This window comes from Microcoleus sp. N9_B4, from assembly GCF_036701635.1.
GTDB lineage: Bacteria > Cyanobacteriota > Cyanobacteriia > Cyanobacteriales > Microcoleaceae > Microcoleus.
Map to the genome: position 1 here is coordinate 30,020 of NZ_JAUBRC010000030.1, position 22,752 is coordinate 52,771.

At 44.0% G+C, this 22,752-nt stretch carries 10 protein-coding genes; 4 read left to right on the top strand and 6 right to left on the bottom strand.

Annotation, left to right across the window (positions count from 1 at the left end):
* Nucleotides 1-147: 147 nt before the first annotated feature.
* A complete protein-coding gene (locus QUA43_RS19890) occupies nt 148-2,346 on the bottom strand; it encodes a transglycosylase SLT domain-containing protein (protein WP_333376023.1) in 2,199 nt (732 codons plus the stop codon).
* 338 nt (nt 2,347-2,684) lie between these two features.
* On the opposite strand from QUA43_RS19890, the gene QUA43_RS19895 reads away from it, so the two are divergent.
* Nucleotides 2,685-4,163, top strand: a complete 1,479-nt coding sequence (locus QUA43_RS19895) for a leucyl aminopeptidase (RefSeq protein WP_333376024.1) — start codon at nt 2,685-2,687, stop codon at nt 4,161-4,163.
* A 420-nt stretch (nt 4,164-4,583) separates the two neighbouring features.
* Nucleotides 4,584-6,806, top strand: a complete 2,223-nt coding sequence (locus tag QUA43_RS19900; protein ID WP_333376025.1) for a PAS domain S-box protein — start codon at nt 4,584-4,586, stop codon at nt 6,804-6,806.
* Nucleotides 6,807-6,990: 184 nt separating this feature from the next.
* Here QUA43_RS19900 and QUA43_RS30905 read toward each other — a convergent pair whose 3' ends face one another.
* The 3 genes from QUA43_RS30905 to QUA43_RS19915 form a co-directional block, all read right to left on the bottom strand.
* On the bottom strand, nt 6,991-7,161 hold the full coding sequence (locus tag QUA43_RS30905; RefSeq protein WP_445301986.1) for a DUF4058 family protein: 171 nt from the start codon (nt 7,159-7,161) through the stop codon (nt 6,991-6,993).
* Nucleotides 7,162-7,396: 235 nt separating this feature from the next.
* Nucleotides 7,397-8,251, bottom strand: coding sequence for a M56 family metallopeptidase (locus QUA43_RS19910; RefSeq protein WP_333376026.1), 855 nt, complete (start codon nt 8,249-8,251; stop codon nt 7,397-7,399).
* A complete protein-coding gene (locus tag QUA43_RS19915; RefSeq protein ID WP_333376027.1) occupies nt 8,251-8,673 on the bottom strand; it encodes a BlaI/MecI/CopY family transcriptional regulator in 423 nt (140 codons plus the stop codon). The genes QUA43_RS19910 and QUA43_RS19915 overlap by 1 nt, the downstream gene beginning before the upstream one ends.
* 240 nt (nt 8,674-8,913) lie before the next feature.
* On the opposite strand from QUA43_RS19915, the gene QUA43_RS19920 reads away from it, so the two are divergent.
* Both QUA43_RS19920 and QUA43_RS19925 read left to right on the top strand, forming a co-directional pair.
* Nucleotides 8,914-9,852, top strand: a complete 939-nt coding sequence (locus QUA43_RS19920; RefSeq protein WP_333376028.1) for an MbnP family copper-binding protein — start codon at nt 8,914-8,916, stop codon at nt 9,850-9,852.
* A gap of 123 nt (nt 9,853-9,975) precedes the next feature.
* A complete protein-coding gene (locus QUA43_RS19925) occupies nt 9,976-11,154 on the top strand; it encodes an MbnH family di-heme enzyme (protein ID WP_333376029.1) in 1,179 nt (392 codons plus the stop codon).
* 113 nt (nt 11,155-11,267) lie between these two features.
* On the opposite strand, the gene QUA43_RS19930 is transcribed toward QUA43_RS19925, so the two are convergent.
* Both QUA43_RS19930 and QUA43_RS19935 read right to left on the bottom strand, forming a co-directional pair.
* The gene (locus QUA43_RS19930) at nt 11,268-16,688 is read right to left on the bottom strand and encodes an ATP-binding sensor histidine kinase (protein ID WP_333376030.1); all 5,421 of its coding nucleotides are present in this window, start codon (nt 16,686-16,688) and stop codon (nt 11,268-11,270) included.
* A 176-nt stretch (nt 16,689-16,864) separates the two neighbouring features.
* Nucleotides 16,865-22,717 carry an AAA family ATPase gene (locus QUA43_RS19935; RefSeq protein ID WP_333376031.1) on the bottom strand — a complete coding sequence of 1,951 codons (5,853 nt, stop codon included), beginning with the start codon at nt 22,715-22,717 and terminating at the stop codon, nt 16,865-16,867.
* Nucleotides 22,718-22,752 lie beyond the last annotated feature (35 nt).

Sequence of the window (22,752 nt, forward strand, 5' to 3'; positions counted from 1 at the left end):
GGCGGGTTTTTGAGATTGTTTGTTTGGGGCAATTATGGTTGGTGGAACCCGCCCCTACGAAACCATATTTTGTAGGGGCGGGTTCCACCAAAAAGATATAACGATTACCAACAATTTAGATAAAGCCGCCCCCACACCACGAATAATTCACTTGGCTTTTTTCTGAGAAGCCGCATAATGCTCAGTCATTAACTGATTAACTTCTGGATTGTAAATCCGCAGATAATTCCAGTAATTCTCAAACACCGATTTCACGTATCCTTTCGTTTCAGGAAACGGAATCTTTTCCGCAAAAGCATCCGGGTCACTAAAATTAAACCTCTTCAACCAATCTGCTACTGCATTTGGCCCGGCATTGTAACTCGCCACAGCTAACATTGAGTTATTCTTGTACTCGTCGTGAGTGTGATCCAAGTACCACGTACCGAGTTTAACGTTGTCGTCCACATTCTCCAATGAATACTTTTTGAGGCTGATTTGTCCAGCAACCCAAGCTGCTGTTTCCGGCATTACTTGCATTAAACCTGTGGCGCCAACTGATGATTTGATAGCGGGCATAAACCGCGATTCTTGCCGGATTAATGCGGTTACTAATACTGAATTTATTTTGCGTTCTTGCGACCATTTGACAATGGTTTCTAAGTAAGGAAAAGGATAAAGTGCTTGCCAATAAATCGGTTGCTGCCTGAGTTCCAGGTATTCGGTTCTATCATCTGGTTTTTCGCGTTGCCGCAAACTACTAACCATCCACAAACCGTCTAAATTGTCTCCGACTGCTACTCGCATTAAACCGTCTGTAAACTGTTCGGCTATACTTGGTTCTACGCGGTCGATAAATTCTATTTGCCACAGCGTCCAAGCATCTCTATCTTGACCTAATTGATAGAGTTCTTTCAACGCAGGAGAACCCGCAGTTGGTTCGGGGCGCTGAGGCGGCCGCACTACATTGGGAGACAAATCTCGGACTGTGGTAAAGTCGCCGACTGGCCAGCCAAGAAGTACAGCCGATCGCCACGCAAAATATGATTCTGGATAGCGTAATATAGTGTACTCAAATGCAGTCTTGGCGTCTTGTTGCCGACCGAGTTGCTGTGCCCATTTCCCGACCCAAAATGCTGCTTCTGGAGCTTGTTCGCTGTCGGGATTGTGGGTCGTTAATTCTCTCGCCCACTGCCAAGCTGATTTTAAATCTCCGCCTTTGGCATACTGCTGGGCGATCGTCCACCGCAATTCGCCTGCTTTATCAGAATTATTGTATTTTGTCAATAGCAACTTCCGGGTATCTGAGGCAGATTGAGCGCTGCGTGCTTTGTCGAGAAGTTGGGATTTATCTAACAAAGCTTCGGGGGCATAATTGGGGAATTTGCTAATAACTCGATCGAGCAAAACGATCGCTTCTTTCGGTTCGCTCAGCCGCGACAGCCGAATTAAACCCAAACCAGTATCTTCGGCATCGGGAAACTCGCGCACTAATTCTTGATAGGCAATTCTCGATTCCGGGATTTTTCCGTCGAGCCACAAACCGCGAGCTTTTCGGTAAAGATTTTTGGCGTTGCGGGGAGCTTTCCCGTAAGCAATAGCTCCTTTGCCATAATCTTGTTTTTCCCAATAACCAAAGGCAATTTCTTCCCAATCTTCCGGTTTCAAACCGGCGCTGTTTCGCTGCACCAGTTGTTCCACAATTGTCCCGTAGTCTTTGACATAATGACCGTGTTTTGCTACGAGCAGCATCAACTGCGGCTGATTGGGATTTTCTTTTAACTTAGCGAGGGCAATTTCTACGCTGCGGGGATGAGCGGGGAATTCAGTAATTGCCTGTTGCCAATATTCCGGTTTTGACTTGCCTAAAACATATAATGCTTCCGCTGCTACCGGGTCGCTCGGATAGTTTTTTAGCAGTTCCTGCCAAGCTTTTTGAGTTTTGCCTTTGTCGCCGCTCAATTGGTAAGCTTGCGCCCTTTTTAGGGCAATGTGAGCAGCTAAAACCGGATATTCTTGCTCTAATTTGTCCAATAAGTTTAATGCTTTGGTCGCATTTCCTTGCTGGATTAAATCGCTGGCAAGCAGGTAGCGGGCACGGCTTTGAGGGGAGATTTCCTGCTGCGGGTTTGTACTTGCAGACTCAGTAGCTGCGAGTTCAACTAATTTCGCCGATCGCTCGCTCGGTGACAGCGATACCAGCATCTTGACTTGCGATTCGGAATTCGCTGCATTCACGGGTTGCTGAGCCTTTTGGAGCGAGCCAAAACCCATCCATTTCATCGCAGCAACCAAAGAGCCGATCGCAATAACGCAAACTGAAACGCTGATTAAAACAAAAAATCGAGCCCGGCGTCGTTTTAGCATGGGAAAATTTAAGAGAATAAGATATAGAGAACCGATCGTTTGTCAAGAGCCATCACAGGCCGGATGGGTGTTCCACGCCATCACAGGCAGGATGCCTGTTCAACGAGAAATAAATGTTAAGAGTGGGGCAAAAACGGAGAGCCGACCCCCAAACAGATGATTGATATTGGTGGAATATCCGATCGCAGGCGGACTTGGCTGATATAGTAGCAGAATTTATTTCGATGTGGAGCGGAGAATTTGTGCGATCGATCTATTTACCCGCACCAACGAAAAACCACAAACCACCCACTGCAAAGTACAATCAAAAATCTAAAATCTAAAGTGTAAATCAAAACATGGAATTTCTAGTCACCGATACGCCCCGCTCTGTTTGGACGGGAGACGCCCTGGCAATTGGTCTATTTGAGGACGGCTTGGAACTCACCGGCGATCTGGCACAATTAGATGAAAAGCTTGCAGGCACTTTGAAAGAGCTGCTACTGGAAGTAGATTTTAAGGGCAAAGTGGGTACTAGCGCCATCACCCGCGTCGGCGGCAATAATCCCATTCGCAAAATTGCGATCGTCGGTTTGGGCAAAACAGAGGACTTAAAATTAGACACCGTGCGGCAAGCAGCAGGCGTTTGCGCCAAGTTAGCCAAAAAAGAGAAATGCAAAACCCTCGGAATTAGCTTTCCGGTGTGGAAAAACGCCCCGGATGTTACAGCAAGCGCGATCGCCGAAGGTGTAGAACTCTCCCTAAATCAAGACAACCGTTTCAAATCGGAACAGGAAGACAAAAGCCCGCAACTCGAACAAATTCATTTGCTCGGTTTTGCCGGTACCGAAAGTGCGATCGCCCGCGCCCGCCAAATCACTGCCGGAGTCATTCTAGCACGGGAATTAGTCGCAGCGCCGGCAAATTTTGTCACCCCGATTACCATGGCAGAAACTGCTCAAAGTCTGGCTACCGAATGCGGTTTAGAATTAGAAATATTGGAGCAGGAAGACTGCGAAAAACTAGGAATGGGAGCCTTTCTTGGCGTTGCCAGGGCATCTGAATTGCCGCCCAAATTCATCCACTTAACTTACAAACCCGAAGGCACACCGCGCCGCAAAATAGCAATTGTAGGCAAAGGATTGACCTTTGATTCTGGCGGTTTGAACATCAAAGGTGCGGGCAGTGGCATTGAAATGATGAAAGTAGATATGGGCGGTGCTGCGGCTACTTTGGGAGCGGCAAAGGCGATCGGACACATCAAACCCGATGTGGAAGTTCACTTTATCAGCGCCGTCACTGAAAATATGATCAGCGGCCGCGCCATGCGCCCTGGAGACATCCTTACAGCTTCCAACGGCAAAACAATTGAAGTCAACAATACCGACGCTGAAGGCCGTTTAACCCTGGCTGATGCTTTGGTATTTGCTGATAAATTAGGAGTTGACGCAATTGTCGATTTAGCAACTCTAACCGGGGCCTGCGTAATTGCTTTAGGCGACGATATCGCGGGTTTGTGGAGTCCTCAAGATAGCGTCGCCGCCGAAATAGTCGCCGCCTCAGAATTGGCCGGCGAAAAATTTTGGCGAATGCCGATGGAAGAAAAATATTTTGAGGGTTTGAAAGCATTGCACGCCGACATGAAAAACACAGGGCCACGTCCCGGCGGTTCGATTACGGCGGCGCTATTTTTGAAGCAGTTTGTAAAGGATACTGCATGGGCGCATTTAGATATTGCCGGCCCGGTTTGGACTGACAAAGAAAATGGCTACAATGGCCCTGGGGCTACCGGTTTTGGAGTTCGGACTTTGGTGCAGTGGGCGCTGGGCGGTGCTTAATTGTGGATTCCCAGCGCAAAAATTGAGATTTTCTCTGCGTTAAAAGTCTGCTAGTCCATCTGTGAGCCAGGGGTTAAAAACCCCTGGCTCACGGCTTAAGTAATCTAAAAGAAAATTTAATAGTGATCATTAACAATTTAAATGTTTCTGAAGCAATAGTTAGGCGAACCTATGTATTCCGTCACAGGGAGCAACGTAAGCGTTGTAAGCGTTGCGAGCCGTGACGCTCGGCATGGCTCATACTTCGGGAAAGCTTCGTTCCCAGGGCCCAACCTCGATAGTTTTGATATTTCCTGAAAAAATAGCTGTTTCATAAAAATGAAAAAAGTATATAATTATGTAAATATTTCACTAGCCAAAATCAAATAATTAGATTTGATCGGATTTGCATTGGTACAGATAATTTTTTTCTTGAACTTTATGCAAGAACAATTAACAATTTTTTTTTCCACACTTGCTGTATCTTCTACACTCGGTTGCAACGCGGTACCGGAGTTGCGATTGTACGCTGTTTTTGACTCGCTGACGGCACTGGCTTATTGCTCGATCGCCCTATCTTTAGTTTATTTTACCCGCCAAGGTTCTCACAGCAAGATTTTCCGGCTGTTTGCCGTTGTTTTTTTTGCCTGGGGCGCTGCTAAATTCACGGAAGTTTGGACGCTTTGGCATTCCATATATTGGCTGTCGGTAACTCTCAAAGCTACAAGTGCTTTGATTTCTTTGCTTTTAGCCGCAGTCGCTCTCGCCCTCATGCCGAAAGCACTTGCAGATTCGGGTTTAAATCACAAAGAAAATTTTCAACAACGGCAGTTAAAAGAGGTAGAAAAAAACCATCACCCGCATGATATCCACAAAGGAGAATTGGCAAAATTATCACTCAAATTTTCCCCTTCAGACACTATTGTCGATCGCGCTTTAGATATCAATTCGCTTAACGAACAGTTAGAAAAAGAAATTGCCGATCGCCAGCGGGTTGAGGAAAAGTTGCAACTGACTCAATTTGCGATCGACCGATCTGCAGATGCGATCTTCTGGATCGGGCCCGACGGTAAATTTTTGTACGTCAACGACGCCGCTTGCTCTTCATTGGGATATTCTACCGCTGAATTGCTCTCGATGACCGTGCACGACATCAATCCAGATTTTCCCCAAACTGCTTGGAGTTTGCACTGGAAAGTCTTAAAACGCTGCGGTTCGGTTAATATTGAAGTTCACCACCTCACTAAGTACGGTCGCATTTTTCCGGTAGAAATTACGATCGACCATTGGGAATTTAACGGCAAAGAATATCAGTGCGCGTTTGCTCGCGACATTAGCGAGCGCAAGCGGATTGAGGCAACTTTGCGGGAAAGAGAAGAAGAATTTAGGTCATTAGTTTCTAGCATTCCCGGTGCAGTTTACCGTTGCAGTGCGGCTGGGCGATCGAGCTTAAATTTTATCAGCAGTGGCATCGAAGCTATTTCCGGCTATCCCGCAGCTAACTTTATGCAAAAACCGGTGCAGGCTTTTCCGAGTATAGTTCATCCCCATGACGCTGAGCAGATCGAGACAATTATCGATCGGGCTATTAAGACAAAACAACCTTACACGCTCGAATATCGCCTGATTCACTGCGACGGAAATGTGCGGTGGGTGGCAGAGAAAGGTCAAGCCATTTTCAACGCAGCAGGTCAAGTTTTATCCCTCAACGGTGCGATTTTTGACATGACAGAGCGCAAAGCAGCCGAGGATGCTTTGCGGCTCTCCGAGGCGATCGCCAACAACAGAGCCCAGCAGCTAGAAATCGCTCTCAAAGAACTTCGAGAAACTCAAGCTCACCTAATTCATACCGAAAAAATGTCAAGTCTCGGTCAAATGGTAGCTGGAGTAGCTCACGAAATTAATAACCCTGTCAGTTTTATCTACGGCAATATTTCCTATGCCAGCCAATATATCAGAGACTTGTTGCAGCTTGTGGAACTTTACAAAAAACACTATCCTCAGCCAGCGGTAGAAATTCAACAATGTATTGATAATATCGATTTAGAATTTTTGACAGAAGATTTACTAAAAATATTATCTTCGATGAAAATGGGAGCCGATCGCATTCGCGAAATAGTTCTGAGCTTGCGAAATTTCTCCCGTTTAGACGACTCGGTAAAAAAGCCTACCAACCTTCACGAAGGCATAGACAATACCCTCTTAATATTACACAACAAACTGCGCGCCAGAGGCGACTATCCCGAAATAAAAGTAATCAAAGATTACGGTAAACTCCCCTTAATAGAATGTTATGCAGGTCAGCTCAATCAGGTATTTATGAATCTGCTTAGCAACAGTATTGACGCCTTGGAAGATGCTTGCAACCAAAAAAGGCGCTCAGCAGCCGGCGGCGACGATTGGGAACCAACTATTAGCATTCGCACAGAAGCCCTAAACGAAAATAGTATTTGCATCCGCATTGCCGATAATGCGATCGGCATGACAGAAGACGTGCGGAGCCGATTGTTTGACCCCTTTTTCACGACAAAACCGATGGGAAAAGGCACTGGTTTGGGGTTAGCCATCAGTTACCGAATTGTCGCGGAAAAACACGCTGGAGCATTGAGCTGCCGTTCCACCGTAGGAGAAGGTACGGAATTTGCGATCGAGATTCCTTTATGAAAAATGTGTTTGTAGTGAGGAATGCAAGTCCTCGGTTTTTATGAGGACTTGCATTCCTCACTACAAACCAATTTTGCGGACATAATATTATTCCTGCTTTTTCCTTCCCCTTCCCCTTCCTCATTAATTACGATCGGGAGCATCTCAGTTTTGTAAAAAGCATTTTTTTTATTGTAGTGCGAGCTTAAGAGTTCGCGTATTGTACAATACGCGAGCTCTTAAGCTCGCACTGTAAATGCAAAACTGAGATGCTCCCGATCGCGATCGCGGCCGCTACGATCGCGCGGCTGTGAACTTCTGACCAAAATTCTGGTTGTTCTAAATAGGGATTCATTCCCGGAAATGGGGAGGGCATTTCTTTCGCCTCACTCGTTAACTTTGCTTGCTGCAATACTTATTTTAGAACTTCGGCAGGGATGAAGACAATGTTGGTTCTATCTCAGATATTGCACCATTCGTGTGGAAGCCTTTCATGGGCGGGCGGGACGCCCAACCCCTACTCCCCACAAGAAAACTCACTCTTTGTGGAACAGGCCAGAAAGCCTGTTAAGCGAGAATGGTGCAAGATGTTTGTGCGATCGCCACTTGTATTAACTGTGAAACGGAACAGTTACTAAAGGCAAAAGCGTTAAAATCAGCCAACTCCAAAACCACTTATTCGATTTTAGCGGCGTTTCTGCCCCTGTCAAAAGCGCATCTATTCTCTCTCCCAATCTATTAGGCAACCCGACAGCACCAACCACGCAAGCTATATCAAAATATCGGTGCGGATAGCTCGCTACCAACAGCAAAGCTTCTGCTAATAACAAAGAATCTACTCCCGCCGCCGCCTTAGCGTCAGCCCGCAATTCCCGCAGCGTTAATAACTCTTCCCACAAAGCTTGCGTATTCGGCAGCCAAGCCGTGATTTGCCGCAGCCATCCCAGCCAGAAAAACCAGAAAGTATCGCGGTAATAGTAGTGCGCTTGTTCGTGGGCAATTACTGCTTGCAAGTGAGCTGGGGCGAGGGTTTTCAACAAACCAGAAGTGACTGCAAATTCAGGTTGCCAAAAACCAACTAAAGCCGAAAATAGAGCGGGCGTGTTCATAACTCTGACTGTTGTTCCGGCTATTTCTTTCTGCGGGCAATTGCGAATTTGATTTAAAAATAAAATGCCCTTGGAGGCTAGCTTAATACACCAAAATGCTGCTATTATTAAAAAAGTTACAGCTAGCAAGTAGCTCAACCACCCTTCCTCAATTCCTACGATCTGGATTCCTACCATTTGTCCTTGAATTCCCATGAATAAAATTGCTAGAGCTGTGGCGAGCAATAACAGGGGGGGAAACAGGAATAACAAGAGCGATCGCTGCCAGCGGCGAGTCCAATTTCCGTGAGGAAAAGACCATCTCAATCTCAGGCAGCAAGCAGCAATCAGTGCAGTTAAAATTAGGATTAAGTGCATTATTTTTGCTCCTCCCTAGCTTGGCGGACAGCTTGAATGCGAAGGGAAATTTCTTCTAATTGTTCGACAGTTGCTTGGTCGAGGCTGTCAGCAAATGCTGCTACAATATCGGGATTGCCTACTGCTAGAAATTTCTGCAATCGATCGTAAGCCAAGAGCGATCGAGCTTCTTCGCAAGAAACTAAAGGTTGCCAAGTGAACGTCCGTTCTGTTTTGTCGCAAACCAGCCAACCTTTGTCTGTCAGGCGGCGCAGCACTGTTGTTACTGAAGCGTAAGCCAATTCTCGATCGGGATCGGACAAAATGCGATCGTGCACGTCTTTCACTGTAGCAATTTCTAGTTCCCAAACTATGTTCAAAATCTCTGCCTCTAAAGGGCCGAGGGAAAGTTGTTTGGGGCGGTAATTGGGCAGAGGATTCATGCTATTTAAGATTTAAGATTTAAGATTTAAGATTTAGTTACCATATAGGTAATTGTTTGTCTAGCTTACATCATTTACGGTGATGAGGAGTGTTTATTTAGAAAAAATTAATCATAAATCCTGTTATTTACAAGTTTTACAAGCTGTCATTTGACAATTCAAGCGAAGAAGTGTAAGAATCAGGCAAAAATTACCAAACTCAGTATATTTGGCATCCATTCAGCCCAAGCTTAACCTCAAATGAAAAAACAACTAATACAGGCTTCAACTGCGGCAGCCCTCGCTATTTTGTGTACCTATTCAACTGTCGGTCGGCATCAAGCCACAGCGGCAGAAACTCAAGAATTGGAGATTAAATTTAGCGCGGCGGTGGGGGAAAAGCCGTTTAACTGCGGGGAAAGCTACAGTAACTTAGGCACGCCGGCTGCTACCGTTACTCCTACAGATTTCCGCTTTTATATATCCGATGTTGCCTTAATTGACAACAGCGGCAAAGCCGTACCGCTAACTCTCAAACAAGACGGCAAATGGCAGCATCAAAACATTGCTTTGCTGGACTTTGAAAATAAATCCGGCGGTTGTGCAAACGGCACTGTAGAAATTCGCGATCGAGTTCTTGGCACAATACCAAAAGGCAGCTACAAAGGGCTGCAATTCACCCTCGGCTTGCCATTCAATCTCAATCACGGAGACGCAAGTCTAGCACCTTCTCCCCTCAATTTAACATCCCTGTGGTGGAACTGGCGGGGAGGCTACAAATTTGTGCGAATTGACCTAAAAAATCAAATGACTAGCAGAATGCCAGCCGGAAAATCGGGCCGGCAAAGCAGCCAAATTGCTCACACAGAAGGCAGTCACGGCGGCGGAGTGCAGGGTTTTGCCATTCATTTAGGAAGTACCGGATGCAAAGCTGAAGGCAACACTCTGAAGCCGAGTAGCTGTGCTAATCCCAACACCGCAAAAATAGTTTTTAGTAACTTCGATCCTGCAAAAAATACAGTTGTTGCCGACATCAAAGCGCTAGTTTCTCAAACTAATTTGGAAGTCAATCAAGCCAATACTCCTCCCGGCTGTATGTCAGAACCGAATGACGGCGACTGCGCTGGAATTATGACAAATCTAGGTTTGCCCTTTGGAGGCCAACCCGCTGCCGAACAGAGTTTTTTTAAGGTTAAATAACAGAGGAATTACGCATATATCCCTTCATAAACCGGGTTTGAGAAACCGGGTCCAAAAAACTCGGTTTCTGCGCCCAGGACCATAACAGCAATGGTGGGCAGTGCCCACCCTACGATAAAAAGAATGAAATTAAATCGACTATTAACTTTTACTATTATCTGCATTATCTCATTTTGCTTAGCAACCAGCATTAGCGAAGTTTTGTCGCCCGAAACAAGCGCGATCGCAACTTCTCCACCGCCAACTTACAATTGGAATATCCCCGCAGCAATGCCAAAACCAATTGTACCAGCAGATAACCCAATTACCAAGGAGAAAGTCGAACTGGGGCGACATCTTTTCTACGAAAAACGCCTGTCAGTTACAGGAAAATTTTCCTGCGCTACCTGTCACATTCAAGCCAAAGCATTCACCGACGGCAAAACATTAGGAGTCGGCGCTACCGGAGAAAAACACCCGCGTAATGCCATGAGTTTAGCCAATATCGGCTACAATTCAGTGCTGACTTGGGCAAATCCCCTACAGAATAAACTGGAATCTCAGCTATTAGTTCCCCTGTTTGGCGAACACCCGATCGAAATGGGAATGGTAGGTAAAGAACAGGAACTTTTAGCAATGCTGCGGTCAGATTTACAATACCCCCAAATGTTTGCAGCCGCCTTTGGAACCGGAGACAATTATATTAGTATTAACAACTTAACCAAAGCTATCGCCTCCTTTGAACGCACTTTAATTTCCCTCAATTCTGCCTACGATCGATACCGCTACCAAGGCGAATCCAGCGCAATTTCAGCCTCAGCCAAACGGGGAGAAGAATTATTTAACAGCGAACGCTTGGAATGCTTTCACTGTCACGGCGGTCTCAATTTATCCGACTCTATTATGCACGATCGGCTAGCCTTTAAAGAAATCGCTTTTCACAATACAGGCCTGTACAATATCGACGGCAAAGGTGCTTATCCGCCCAACAATACAGGGGTTTACGAAATTACGAACCAACCCTCAGACATGGGCAGATTTAAAGCACCAACTCTGCGAAATATTGCCTTGACAGCACCTTATATGCACGACGGAAGTATCAAAACTTTAGAAGAAGTTATTGGTCACTACAAAGCAGGTGGCAGAACTATTAAGAAAGGAGAATTTGCTGGAGTAGGAAGTGAAAACCCGCTCAAAAGTAATTTTGTTTCAGGCTTTAAGTTGACTGTAAAGGAACAACGAGATTTGTTGGCTTTCCTGCGAAGTTTGACCGATGAAGAATTTATCAATAACCCCGAATTTAGAGATCCGAATCTGGAATAATACTGTATAACCCAGATAATTTCATTGCGACTCCGGCTCTAAGCCAGAACGTTTTTGTTCAATTGGATGTGAGGGTCTTTTTCACAGGTATCTGATGTATAAGGTTAGTGTGCCTAGTTGAGGGAACAAACTGGCAGAACGATCGCAAATTCAGTCCCTTCTCCCAATACCGAATTCACATCGATCGCACCCCCATGTTTCTCAACCACAATCTGCCGTGCGATCGCCAATCCTAACCCCGTGCCTTTACCAACGGCTTTGGTTGTAAATAAATGGTCAAATATTTTTTGTTTGACTGATTCAGTCATGCCATGACCATTATCTTTTATGGCAATTTTTACTCTCTCATTTTCTACTGATGTTTGAATACTAATAATGTTGGAATGAGCCTTGATTTGAGCAAAATTTCGCCCAATGTTTGATTCATCTAAAGCATCAACAGCATTCGCTATAATATTCATAAATACCTGATTTATTTGACCGGGAAAACAGTCGATTTTAGGTAAATTTCCATAGTTGGTAATCACTTCTATGGCAGGACGTTTCTCGTTTGGTTTCAGGCGATGTTTGAGAATTAAAATCGTGCTGTCAATGCCTTCATGGATATTAAATGGCACTTTATAATCTTTGTCAGCACGGGAAAAAGTGCGGAGGGAAGTGCTGATATTTTTGAGGCGATCGCAGGCCATCCCCATTGAATTAATTATCTTGGGTAAGTCTTCTAAAGTATAATCTAAGTCAATTTCTGACGCATGGTCTTTAATTTCATCACTTGAATTGGGGAAAGTTTTTTGATACAATCTTAAGTGTTCGATCAGCTCGGTAAAAGTAGGTTTAGCTTCTTCAAGACTCGCAGAAATAAAACCCAAAGGATTATTCATTTCATGGGCAACACCAGCAACAAGATTACCGAGTGCCGACATTTTTTCACTTTGGACAATTTGTAATTGAGCTTGTTGTAAATCTTGTAAAGCTTGTTGAGCTTGTTGATAAAGTCGAGCATTTTCTAGAGATATGGCAGCTTGAGAAGCAAGTAAGTTGATAACTTGTAAGCGTTCTTCAGTAAATACCCCGCTTGTCACTTGATTTTCTAAGTAAAGAATCCCGACTAAATGCCCTTGATTAATAATCGGGTTACAACATACACTTTGGGGTTGATGTTCAAGCATATATTGCCCAATTAAACCAGGGATATCGGTTTGGCAATTATCTATGACAACTGTTTGTCGAGTATTCTTGACGTAATGGAAAATTTTTATGGGAAGAGATTGACAATTTTCTAACCCTTGTGGGCTGAGGAGAGTTTGTATTTCCTGATGCTCAATAAAGGTATTGGCTCGGACTTGCCAAATATCATCTTGGGGAAGTAGCAATACAACTTTTTTTGCCCCAGAGTTTTCGAGGATAATTCGGGTGAGGCTGGCAAGGAGTGAGTCTAATTCCAGAGAACTGGAAATAGCTTGAGCAGCTTTCAGGACAGAAGTAAAATCTAGGACATCGGAAATACTCGTACTGCCAGTGCTCTTCGTGCGAGTGGATGAGGAAGTCCCACGAAAGCCAATAGTTTCTATTGGGTTGAGGTTAAGTCGTTGCTGTTGCAGGATGGGTTGGAGTAATTGAGGATAGGTTTTTTCTAGGTGATTAACTTTTGCTTTCGCTCCCCACCGGGTGTAGCAGTAGTAAGCATTTATGATGTGAATTTGAGCAAATTGCTCTTTACACCAGTCGAGGTAAAACGCAGCGGCTAGTTCATTCGCTAAGGCTTCTTCGTTGATAAATTGATTATCTTTCGCCAGGGTAATTGCTCGGTCATAACACTCAATGGCTGCAATTTTTTCATTTAAAACCCGATGACGTTCACCCTCAACTAAATACCATTTATGCAAATGATTCATGGGAGCATTGTGAGCCCACTGGTGCAAAATCGTTTGATGGGTTTCCACAACAGCGAGAATTTTCGCTTGCTCCGACTCTGGCTGTGTGGGAAAAAGTGCTAGGTATGTTAGGGGTGCATAGAAATGGAAAATGGGAACGTGAACGCATCCTCCCACTGCCATCAAATAAGGCTCGGCTTGAGTAATGTAATCTAGGGCAGCCGTGTAATTCCCAAAAGAGTAAGCAAGCAGTAGTTTGTAGATATAAACAACAGCGATCGGCGTTAGTTCATTGTCCCGATGGTGCTTGGGAATCATCACCATTTCATCATAGAGATTACCGATTAAGCAATCCGGTTGACTCCCAGTTCCCCTCAAGTTCTGCACTATCTGCCCCATCATACTTATATAAATCTGAGCAGAATATTGTTTCGTTTGCGCCAAAACAGTGCTGTAATTTGCTAGTTCGGGTTCCCAAATATTTAGTTCCATGCCACTGGCAAAGGTAGCAAAGAAGTAAGCGACGATGTTGTAGGTACCATATAGAAAACTCCCAGCCTCTATGCCAGCCGTATAGCCTTCTTTCAGGATCAATCTCACTTCCCTTAGCGCTTCTTTGCGATGCTGGATAAAGATGCCATAGAGATGCAAAATTAGGGGTCTAAATTCCCGCGCATTGAACCGATCGAGTAAATTCAACGCCAGTCGCCCAAAGGCATAACCTGTTTCTACCTCTCCTAAAAAGGCACACAAAACCATTCCGTGAATTCCATACCCCGCCGTTGATGAGGGCGCATTCCCAAACTGGAGCGATAAACTCACCATTGTCGCGCTCACTAGGGGCAGCAATCCCGGCATTCCCAGAAAAGTGGGTGAAAATACCATTCCTAATAGTTCCATCGCTGCCTGAGTTTGGCGATCGCTCATCACTGGCAGATCCACCAGTTCCTCAATCTCTCTACCCTGGAGTTGGCTTGCAAGGTTCTGTAGCGCTTGACTAATCTTAGTTTCGTCAGGTTCACTGGGGAGATCGACTCCCAATTGTCCCAGTACATCTCTTCCTGCGGCGATCGCCTGCAACATCTGGCTCTGTCCTGTCTTTGCCACAATTTGAATTGCGTAAATTTTAACTTTGTCGAAAATCGTCTGAGCTTTTTGCAAGACTAGAGCTGCCATCTTTTCCATGTCCTCAAAATCAGCATTCAAATAGCTGGCTTCAGTAGTCGCAACATAGAGATTCAAGGTCAATTCATACTGACTTTGCCAACAGTTGGTAGTCAGTAACTCTATGCCTGTTTGCAGATAGACCCTTGCTGCTACGTAGGCTGTAGAATTTCTGGCTTTAGTGCCTGCTTTTAAGTTGAGTTGAGCTAATGTTTCCCGTTCGCTTGGTTGAGTGATTAACTTTTGTCCTAGATTCAAATGCCCGACAATATCAAACACTTTTTCCTCAAGCTCTATCTCCGAGGTATTTTGCAGGAGTAACTGTCCAATTTTGAGATGAGTTGATTGTTTTTGGTCATTGGGAATCAGGGAATAGGCAGCTTGCTGTACTCGGTCATGTAAAAATTTGTAGGTAACAGTCTGAGAATTTTCTTGAGTCACTGCAAGACTTTCTTGCCCGACATAGAATTTATAAACATCACCGATTGGTAAAATTAATCCTTCCTGCAACGCTTTCCACAAATCTGCTGCTATTTCTAGGTCTGAGTATTCCGAAACAATTTCCAAAGTTGCTAAATCAAACTGATTGCCAATACAAGCGGCTAACTTGAGGATATTCTGGGTTGCTAATGGTAATTTCTCTAACTGCAACGCCATAAATTCAACTACATCATCGGTAAGCGCTTGCTGATTCACTTGTATAATGTCACATTGCCACCCCCCTTGTACCCCCCTCTGTCCCCCCTTACCAAGGGGGGACAGAGAGGGGTAGTTAAATTGAATCAGGTTATCTTGATGTAATGCTTTGAAAAACTGTGTAGCAAAAAACGGATTTCCTTGAGTTTTCTGAAATACCAATTGAGAAAGAGGCAAGGCCAAATTTTCTGGACATTTAAGTGTATCAGCAACTAACTGATTGACTTGCATTTGACTCAGGGGTGCTAAAGTAATCGTATTAATTGTTGATTGTGTTTTTTCAATTTCACTCAAAGTCAACATCAAGGGATGTCCTGGATTGACTTCGTTATCACGGTATGCACCAATTAACAAAAGATGATTTGTATCAGCCATTAAAAGCTGCATTAAGTTCAGCGATGCTGAATCGGTCCATTGCAAATCATCTAAAAATATCACTAATGGATGTTCTGCACTGGTAAAAACTTGGGTGAATTTTTGAAACAATAAATTAAAGCGATTCTGGGCTGCTGTTCCAGATAATTCAGGTGCGGGTGGCTGTTCACCAATAATTTTTGATAATTCAGGGATAACTTCAATAATGACTTGTCCATTTTCTCCAACTGCTGATAATATTTGGTTTTTCCATTTCTGAATTTGTGCATCGCTTTCTGTTAATAATTGCCCCATTAAATCTCGGAAGGCTTGCACAAAAGCACTGAAGGGAATATTCCGTTGAAATTGATCGAATTTACCTTTGATAAAATAACCCCGTTGCCTGACAATGGGTTTATGAACTTCATTGACTACAACAGTTTTTCCGATGCCGGAAAAGCCTGCAACGAGCATCATTTCGCTGTTCCCTTGTGCTACTCGTTCAAAGGCTGCTAAAAGTTGCTGTATTTCTCGTTCTCGACCATAAAGCTTTTCAGGAATCAGGAAGCGATCGCATACATCGCGCATTCCTAATTCAAAAGTTTCAATCTTTCCAGTTTCTTGGCACTGCTGCAAACACCTTTCTAAGTCATGCTTCAAGCCCAAGGCACTTTGATAGCGTTTTTCGGCATTCTTTGCCATCAGCTTCATAACAATATCCGAAACCACCTGCGGGATTTCTTTGCTGTTTATTGAAGGAGGTTGTTTGGCAATATGGCAGTGAACCAACTCCATCGGATCTTCACATTCAAATGGCAGTTTTCCTGTCAGCAATTCGTAAAAGGTGGCTCCCAGAGAATAAAAATCTGTGCGGTAGTCGATGCCTCGGTTCATTCGTCCAGTTTGTTCGGGAGAAATATAGGCGAGGGTTCCTTCTAAAACGTTGGGATTTTGAATTTCTTGAGTTTCTCTCGGCAGTAGGGAGGCGATGCTAAAGTCAATCAGTTTAATTTGTTTGGTTTCGGGATGAACTAGAACGTTAGCTGGCTTAATATCTTTGTGAATGACTCGGTTTCGGTACAGTCCGTCAAGAATGTCAGTTATTTGAATGGCAATTTCCAATATTTCTGCTAAAGTCAGCTTGCGTTCTTGGGCGTAGTCTCGCAGAGAAATACCGCCAAAATCCTCCATTACTAGGGCATAGCTGTGGCGATAGGAGTCCAAATTATAGGGTTGAACTACTCCAGGCAGACGTAGGTTTTTGGCGATGGTGTACTGGTTGCGGAATTGCAGCAGTTCGCTGAAGCTGGGATAGTCTCGATTCAGTAGTTTAATGACAACCGGAAGCTGATCTGTTTCTCGAATGGCTCGATAAACTACGGTTCTCGAACCGCAGTATAATTGCTCAACTAGATGATATCCAGAAATTCGGTTTGTCAAATCCACTGCGGTACTCCTCTGGATTACTCAATCTCAGACGACATTGACTTTTGTCACTAAGTATACACTGTTATTGATCTAGTCTGAGGAAAATAAAACTGCGAAAGCCCTAGCCTACAGACTCTACCGCTTTTATACTTTTTCACTTTTGAACAGAAAGATGGCGATCTATCAAGATAGTCTTATCCTTTCATCGGCAATAAAATTGTAAACTCCGTCCCTTCTCCCAATGCAGAATTTACCTCGATTGTACCGCCGTGTTTCTCAACTACAATCTGCCGTGCGATCGCCAATCCCAACCCAGTTCCTTTACCCACACCTTTAGTTGTAAATAAATGGTCAAATATTTTTGGCTTAACTTCTTCATTCATTCCCTTACCATTATCAGAAATGGTAATTTTTACCTGTTGAACTTCCGTGGATGTGATAATCTTAATTCGATTAGGGTTAGCCTTTATTTCCGCAAAATCCCGCCCAATGTTGGAATCATCCAACGCATCGATCGCATTGCCTATAATGTTCATAAACACCTGGTTAAGCTGTCCGGGGAAGCATTCGATCTCCGGAATATTGCCGTAGTCTTTCACTACTTCAATGGCGGGTCGCTCATCGTTCGCTTTCAATCGATATTTGAGAATTAAGAGCGTACTATCTATGCCATCGTGGATGTTGAAGGGCGCTTTGTAGTCTTTGTCGGCTCTAGAAAACGTGCGGAGGCTAGTGCTGATACCTTTGATGCGATCGCATCCAACTTTCATGGAGTCAATCATTTTAGGCAAGTCTTCGATGATATAGTCTAAATCGATATCTTCGGCATGGTCTGCAAGCTCTGTTTCTGAGGCGCGATCGCGATAGAGATTGAGATGCTCCACTAAGTCTTGCACCGTTTGCTGGGTTTCATTCAAATTGCCCCAAATAAAGCCAACGGGGTTGTTAATTTCATGAGCAACACCTGCTACCAGATTTCCGAGTGATGCCATTTTTTCGCTTTGCACCATTTGCAGTTGGGTGTTCTGCAAATCTGCCAGAGTCTGTTCGAGTTCCTGTGATTTTTGAATCACCGCTGCTTCTGCTTGCTTGCGATCGGTAATATCAATCAGCATTCCATCCCAAACGATTTCTCCGTCTTCTCTACGTTCTGGCTGAGAAGCGGCTTTCACCCATTTCACATTCCCATTGGGAGTAATAATCCGCCACTCATGTTGAAATGGGGTGAGCGTTTGAGCAGACTCGATAACTGCCTGAAATGCCTCTGCTCGATCGTCGGGATGTTCAAAATCGCGTAGGCTGTATTTTCCTACCATCAGATCCTCTGCCGCCACTTCATAGAGTGTTTGACATCCAGAACTGACGTAGGGCACTGAAGCAGAACCATCGGCTTGAATCCGAATCTGATAAATCAAGCCAGGCACGTTGTTGGCAAGTTTCTGAAAGCGGGCTTCACTAATCTTTAACTCTTCCAGAGACTGTTCTAGCTGTTGAGCATAGTTCTGCGATCGCTCATAAAGTCGGGCATTTTCTATAGAAATTGCCGCTTGAGCGCACAACAGATTGAGTAGTTCGACGCGATCGCTCGTGAACGCCCCCGTTACTAAATTATTTTCTAGATATAAAATGCCCATCAGCTTCCCTTGATGCAAAATCGGGCTACACAAAATACTCTTCGGCTGCTGACGCATGATATATGGGTCATTTATTAAAGTCCGCTCGGCAGTCGCATCCAGCAGCACAACAGTCTGCCGATCGTGCTTGACTTTGTAAATTAGTCTGTGAGGAATTTCCTGACTCTCTTCAACCAGTAGGCCCTGCAACACGACCGGCTCTGACCCCAGGGTAATTGACCCTTTAATTAGCAGGCTATCGTCTCGCAACAGCATTAACACGCATTTATCGGCTCCAGCATTTTCGATGACGATCGAAAGCAATGATGAAAGTAGTTTGGACAGTTCGATTTCACGGGATATTGCTTGGGAAGCTTTGAGAATAGCAGCTAAATCTAAAGCCACAGAAACACTACTACTGGATGTGGCCGAACTGGTGGAGGTAACACTCCCTAAAGTGAAGATAGTTTCGTGAGTGGAGAGAGGAGAACGGGTTTGCTCTAATATAGGTGCAAGCAGTTGAGGATAGCGAGCTTCTAGGTCAGCGACTTTGGCTTTAGCGCCCCAGCGAGCATAGCCATAGTAGGCTTGGGTGATGTATTCTTGGGCAATGCGCTCTTTGCCCCAATCTAGGTAGAATTTAGAAGCCAGTTCGTTAGCCAGTGCTTCTTCTTGGATATATTCGTTGGCTTTGGCTTTAGATATTGCCCGATCGTATAATTCACTGGCTTCTGCTTTTTTTCCTAACACTCGACATTTTTCCGCTTCTACCAAATCAATCTTATGTTGATAATTCATAGGAGCATATTGTGACCAGTGTTGTAGTTGAGTTTGGTTTTGCTCTACCCGCTGAACTACCTCTGATACTTGTTCTGATTGCAAATTCAAAGCTGCTAGAGCAATCAAAGAATCATAGAAATAAAACGCAGGCTCGTATACTAATCCCTTAGCAGTAGTTAAGTAGCGACTGCACTCAACAGTATGGTTTTGCGCTTGCTCAATTTCTCCAAATAAGAAACAGAGCATAAGTTTATATGAATGGAAGACACACAACTCAGCTACATCATTATCAGAAATTAGCTGCGGCAGAATTTCTGTCTCTTGTACAGCTTCCCCAGATAAAATACAAGGATGCTCCCCCAAACCCAGCAAATTTAATGCCGACTGCCAAGAAAGGCGACAATGATTGGCTAGTGCCGCTTGGTTAAGTTGCATCAACCCATGGTAGTAAGCACGAGCATTTTGTTCTACGGTAGCAAGAGGCTGATTACTCCAAAAAGAAGCGTTACAAAAAGTTCGGGCATGATATCCAGCAAACTTCGTGCTGCCAACTTCTAAACCAGTCACGTAGCCTTCTTGCAAGAGTGGGAGGATATCTTTGATGTGAGATTTGCGGTGCAGAACAAAACCTGCCAGCACCAGAAGTACTTCTGGTTGAATAGCTTTAGCGTCAAATCTGGACATCATTTGAAGTGACAATTCACCAAACTTTGTCCCTGTATCGACATCTTGGAAAAAATTGCAGAGAAGGAAGGCATAGTTAGCGTAACTAAATGCAGAAGTTACTGTATTTCCATGCTGAATGGATAATTTGGCGGACAACGCCATCAGTAATGGACACAAGATAGAACCACAGTTGTACGCTGGTGGGATGAGACTACTAGCAATCTGGATAATTGCCAAGACTTCCCGATCTGTCATCACAGGTAAATCCACTAAATCTGCAATTTCTTTATCTCCAATCAATTCCTTAATCTCTTGAATTGACTGTTGAAGATCTACTGGTGTGGGTGATTCAGGAAAAGTTACGCCAAGCTGTTGCAGAAGTTTCTGTCCGACATCAAGGGCTTCAAATGGTTTATTTTTAAAAACGTAAGATTGAATTATAATACAGTAGACATTGACCTTTTCTAGCAGAGAGTGTGCCTGTTCTATAACACTATCAACCAACTGTTCCGTTAGTTCAAATTCGCCGCACAAAGAAGCGATTTCCGCAGCTAATTCAGAGAAAGCAAGGCTCATTTCATATTGCTGTTGCCAAGCTTTATCTCCTAACAAATATAATCCAAGTTTGGCATATTCACCCGCAGCTTGATAGGCAGTGGAATTTTTGGCTTTGCGACAGGCAATTAAATTAAGTTGTGCTAATTCATATTGTTGTGTTTGTTCGGTAATTAAATCAATTCCGCGATTTAATTGATTAACTATTTCAAAAAGTCTGTCTTCTCTTGCTGCTTTTGGAATCTGTTGTAGTAGTAGTTGTCCAATTTGGTAGTGAGTTGTCTGTTTTTGGTCATCGGGAATTAGGGAATAGGCTGCTTGTTGAACGCGATCGTGTAAAAATTTGTAGGTAACATTTTGACACTTTTCTGACGTAACCGCTTGACTTTCTGCCCCTACATAAAATTTATAAACATCACCGATCGGTAAAATCAAACCTTCTTGCAATGCTTTCCATAAATTGGCTGCGGTTTCTACTTCTGAGTGTTCTGAAACAATTGCTAATGTTGCTAGATCGAACTGATTGCCAATACAAGCGGCTAACTTCAGAATATTCTGGGTTGCTAAGGGTAACTTTTCTAACTGCAACGCCATAAATTGTACAACATCATCGGTCAAGGCTTGTTGATTAATCTCGGACAAATCGCATTGCCAACAGCCTAACTCCCAGTTAAATTGAATGAGATTTTCTTCGTGTAGGGCTTTGAGAAATTGGGTGGCAAAAAATGGATTGCCTTGGGTTTTTTGATAGACTAATTGTGAAATGGGTAATGCCAAATTTTCTGTAATTTTTAGGGTATCAGCGACTAATTGATTGATTTGGGATTGACTTAGGGATGTTAAAGTAATAGTATTAATGGCTGCTTGGTTTTTTTGAATTTCGCTCAAAGTCAGCATTAATGAATGGGCTGGATTGACTTCGTTATCGCGATAAGCACCAATGATGAAAAGATGACCTGTATCAGCCATTAATAGCTGCATCAACTTTAATGATGCTGAATCAGCCCATTGTAAATCATCTAAAAACATCACTAATGGATGTTTGGCGCTAGTAAAGACTTGGGTGAATTTTTGAAACAATAAATTAAAGCGATTTTGGGCTGCCGTTCCTGATAACTCTACTGCTGGTGGTTGTTTTCCAATGATTTTTTCTAATTCGGGAATGACTTCAATAATTACCTGACCGTTGTCTCCGACAGTTTCTAATATTTGATTTTTCCATTGCTCTAGTTGGACATCATTTTCGCTTAACAATTGCCCCATTAAATCCCGAAATGCTTGGACAAAAGCAGAGAAGGGAATATTGCGTTGAAATTGGTCAAATTTTCCTTTGATAAAATAACCGCGTTGCCGAACAATTGGTTTATGAACTTCGTTGACAACGGCGGTTTTACCAATACCCGAAAAACCTGCTACCAGCATCATTTCTGTTGCACCAAGACTGACTCGCTCAAATGCTTGCAGTAAAGTTTCTACTTCAGTTTCTCGTCCGTAGAGTTGGTCGGGGATGATGAAGCGATCGCATACATCGCGCATTCCTAATTCAAAAGTTTCAATCTTTCCAGTTTCTTGGCACTGCTGCAAACACCTTTCTAAGTCATGCTTCAATCCCAAGGCACTTTGATAGCGTTTCTCGGCATTCTTTGCCATCAGCTTCATGACCAGATCCGAAACCACCTGCGGGATTTCTTTACTGTTTATTGAAGGAGGTTGTTTGGCAATATGGCAGTGAACCAACTCCATCGGGTCGTCACATTCAAATGGCAGTTTTCCTGTCAGCAGTTCGTAAAAGGTGGCTCCCAGAGAATAAAAATCTGTGCGGTAGTCGATGCCTCGGTTCATTCGTCCAGTTTGTTCGGGAGAAATATAGGCGAGGGTTCCTTCTAAAACGTTGGGATTTTGAATTTCTTGAGTTTCTCTCGGCAGTAGGGAGGCGATGCTAAAGTCAATCAGTTTGACTTGTTTGGTTTCGGGATGAATCAGAACGTTAGCTGGCTTAATATCTTTGTGAATGACTCGATGCCGATAGAGTCCATTGAGAATGTCAGTTATTTGAATGGCAATTTCCAATATTTCTGCTAAAGTCCACGTAGGTGCTTCACCGAGCCGTCTTCGGCATCGATCTTGGGCGTATTGCCGTAGAGAAATGCCGCCGAAATCCTCCATCACTAGGGCATAACTGTTGCGGTAGGATTCCAGACTGTAAGGTTCAACGACTCCCGGCAGACCTAGATTTTTGGCGATGGTGTACTGGTTGCGGAATTGCAGCAGTTCGCTGAAGCTGGGATGGTCTCGATTTAATAGTTTAATGACAACCGGAAGCTGATCTGTTTCTCGGATGGCTCGATAAACTAGGGTTCTCGAACCACTGTATAGTTGCTCGATTAGATGGTATCCGGCAATGGGACTGGTTAAATCTATACCTGAATTCATTTTCGCTCTCCTCATCTCAAATATTGACGGCTAAA

Bases quoted from the DNA above. Each gene is read 5' to 3' on its own strand.
- QUA43_RS19890 (WP_333376023.1), bottom strand. From the start codon at position 2,346: ATGCTAAAACGACGCCGGGCTCGATTTTTTGTTTTAATCAGCGTTTCA.
- QUA43_RS19895 (WP_333376024.1), top strand. From the start codon at position 2,685: ATGGAATTTCTAGTCACCGATACGCCCCGCTCTGTTTGGACGGGAGAC.
- QUA43_RS19900 (WP_333376025.1), top strand. From the start codon at position 4,584: ATGCAAGAACAATTAACAATTTTTTTTTCCACACTTGCTGTATCTTCT.
- QUA43_RS30905 (WP_445301986.1), bottom strand. From the start codon at position 7,161: ATGCCCTCCCCATTTCCGGGAATGAATCCCTATTTAGAACAACCAGAA.
- QUA43_RS19910 (WP_333376026.1), bottom strand. From the start codon at position 8,251: ATGCACTTAATCCTAATTTTAACTGCACTGATTGCTGCTTGCTGCCTG.
- QUA43_RS19915 (WP_333376027.1), bottom strand. From the start codon at position 8,673: ATGAATCCTCTGCCCAATTACCGCCCCAAACAACTTTCCCTCGGCCCT.
- QUA43_RS19920 (WP_333376028.1), top strand. From the start codon at position 8,914: ATGAAAAAACAACTAATACAGGCTTCAACTGCGGCAGCCCTCGCTATT.
- QUA43_RS19925 (WP_333376029.1), top strand. From the start codon at position 9,976: ATGAAATTAAATCGACTATTAACTTTTACTATTATCTGCATTATCTCA.
- QUA43_RS19935 (WP_333376031.1), bottom strand. From the start codon at position 22,717: ATGAATTCAGGTATAGATTTAACCAGTCCCATTGCCGGATACCATCTA.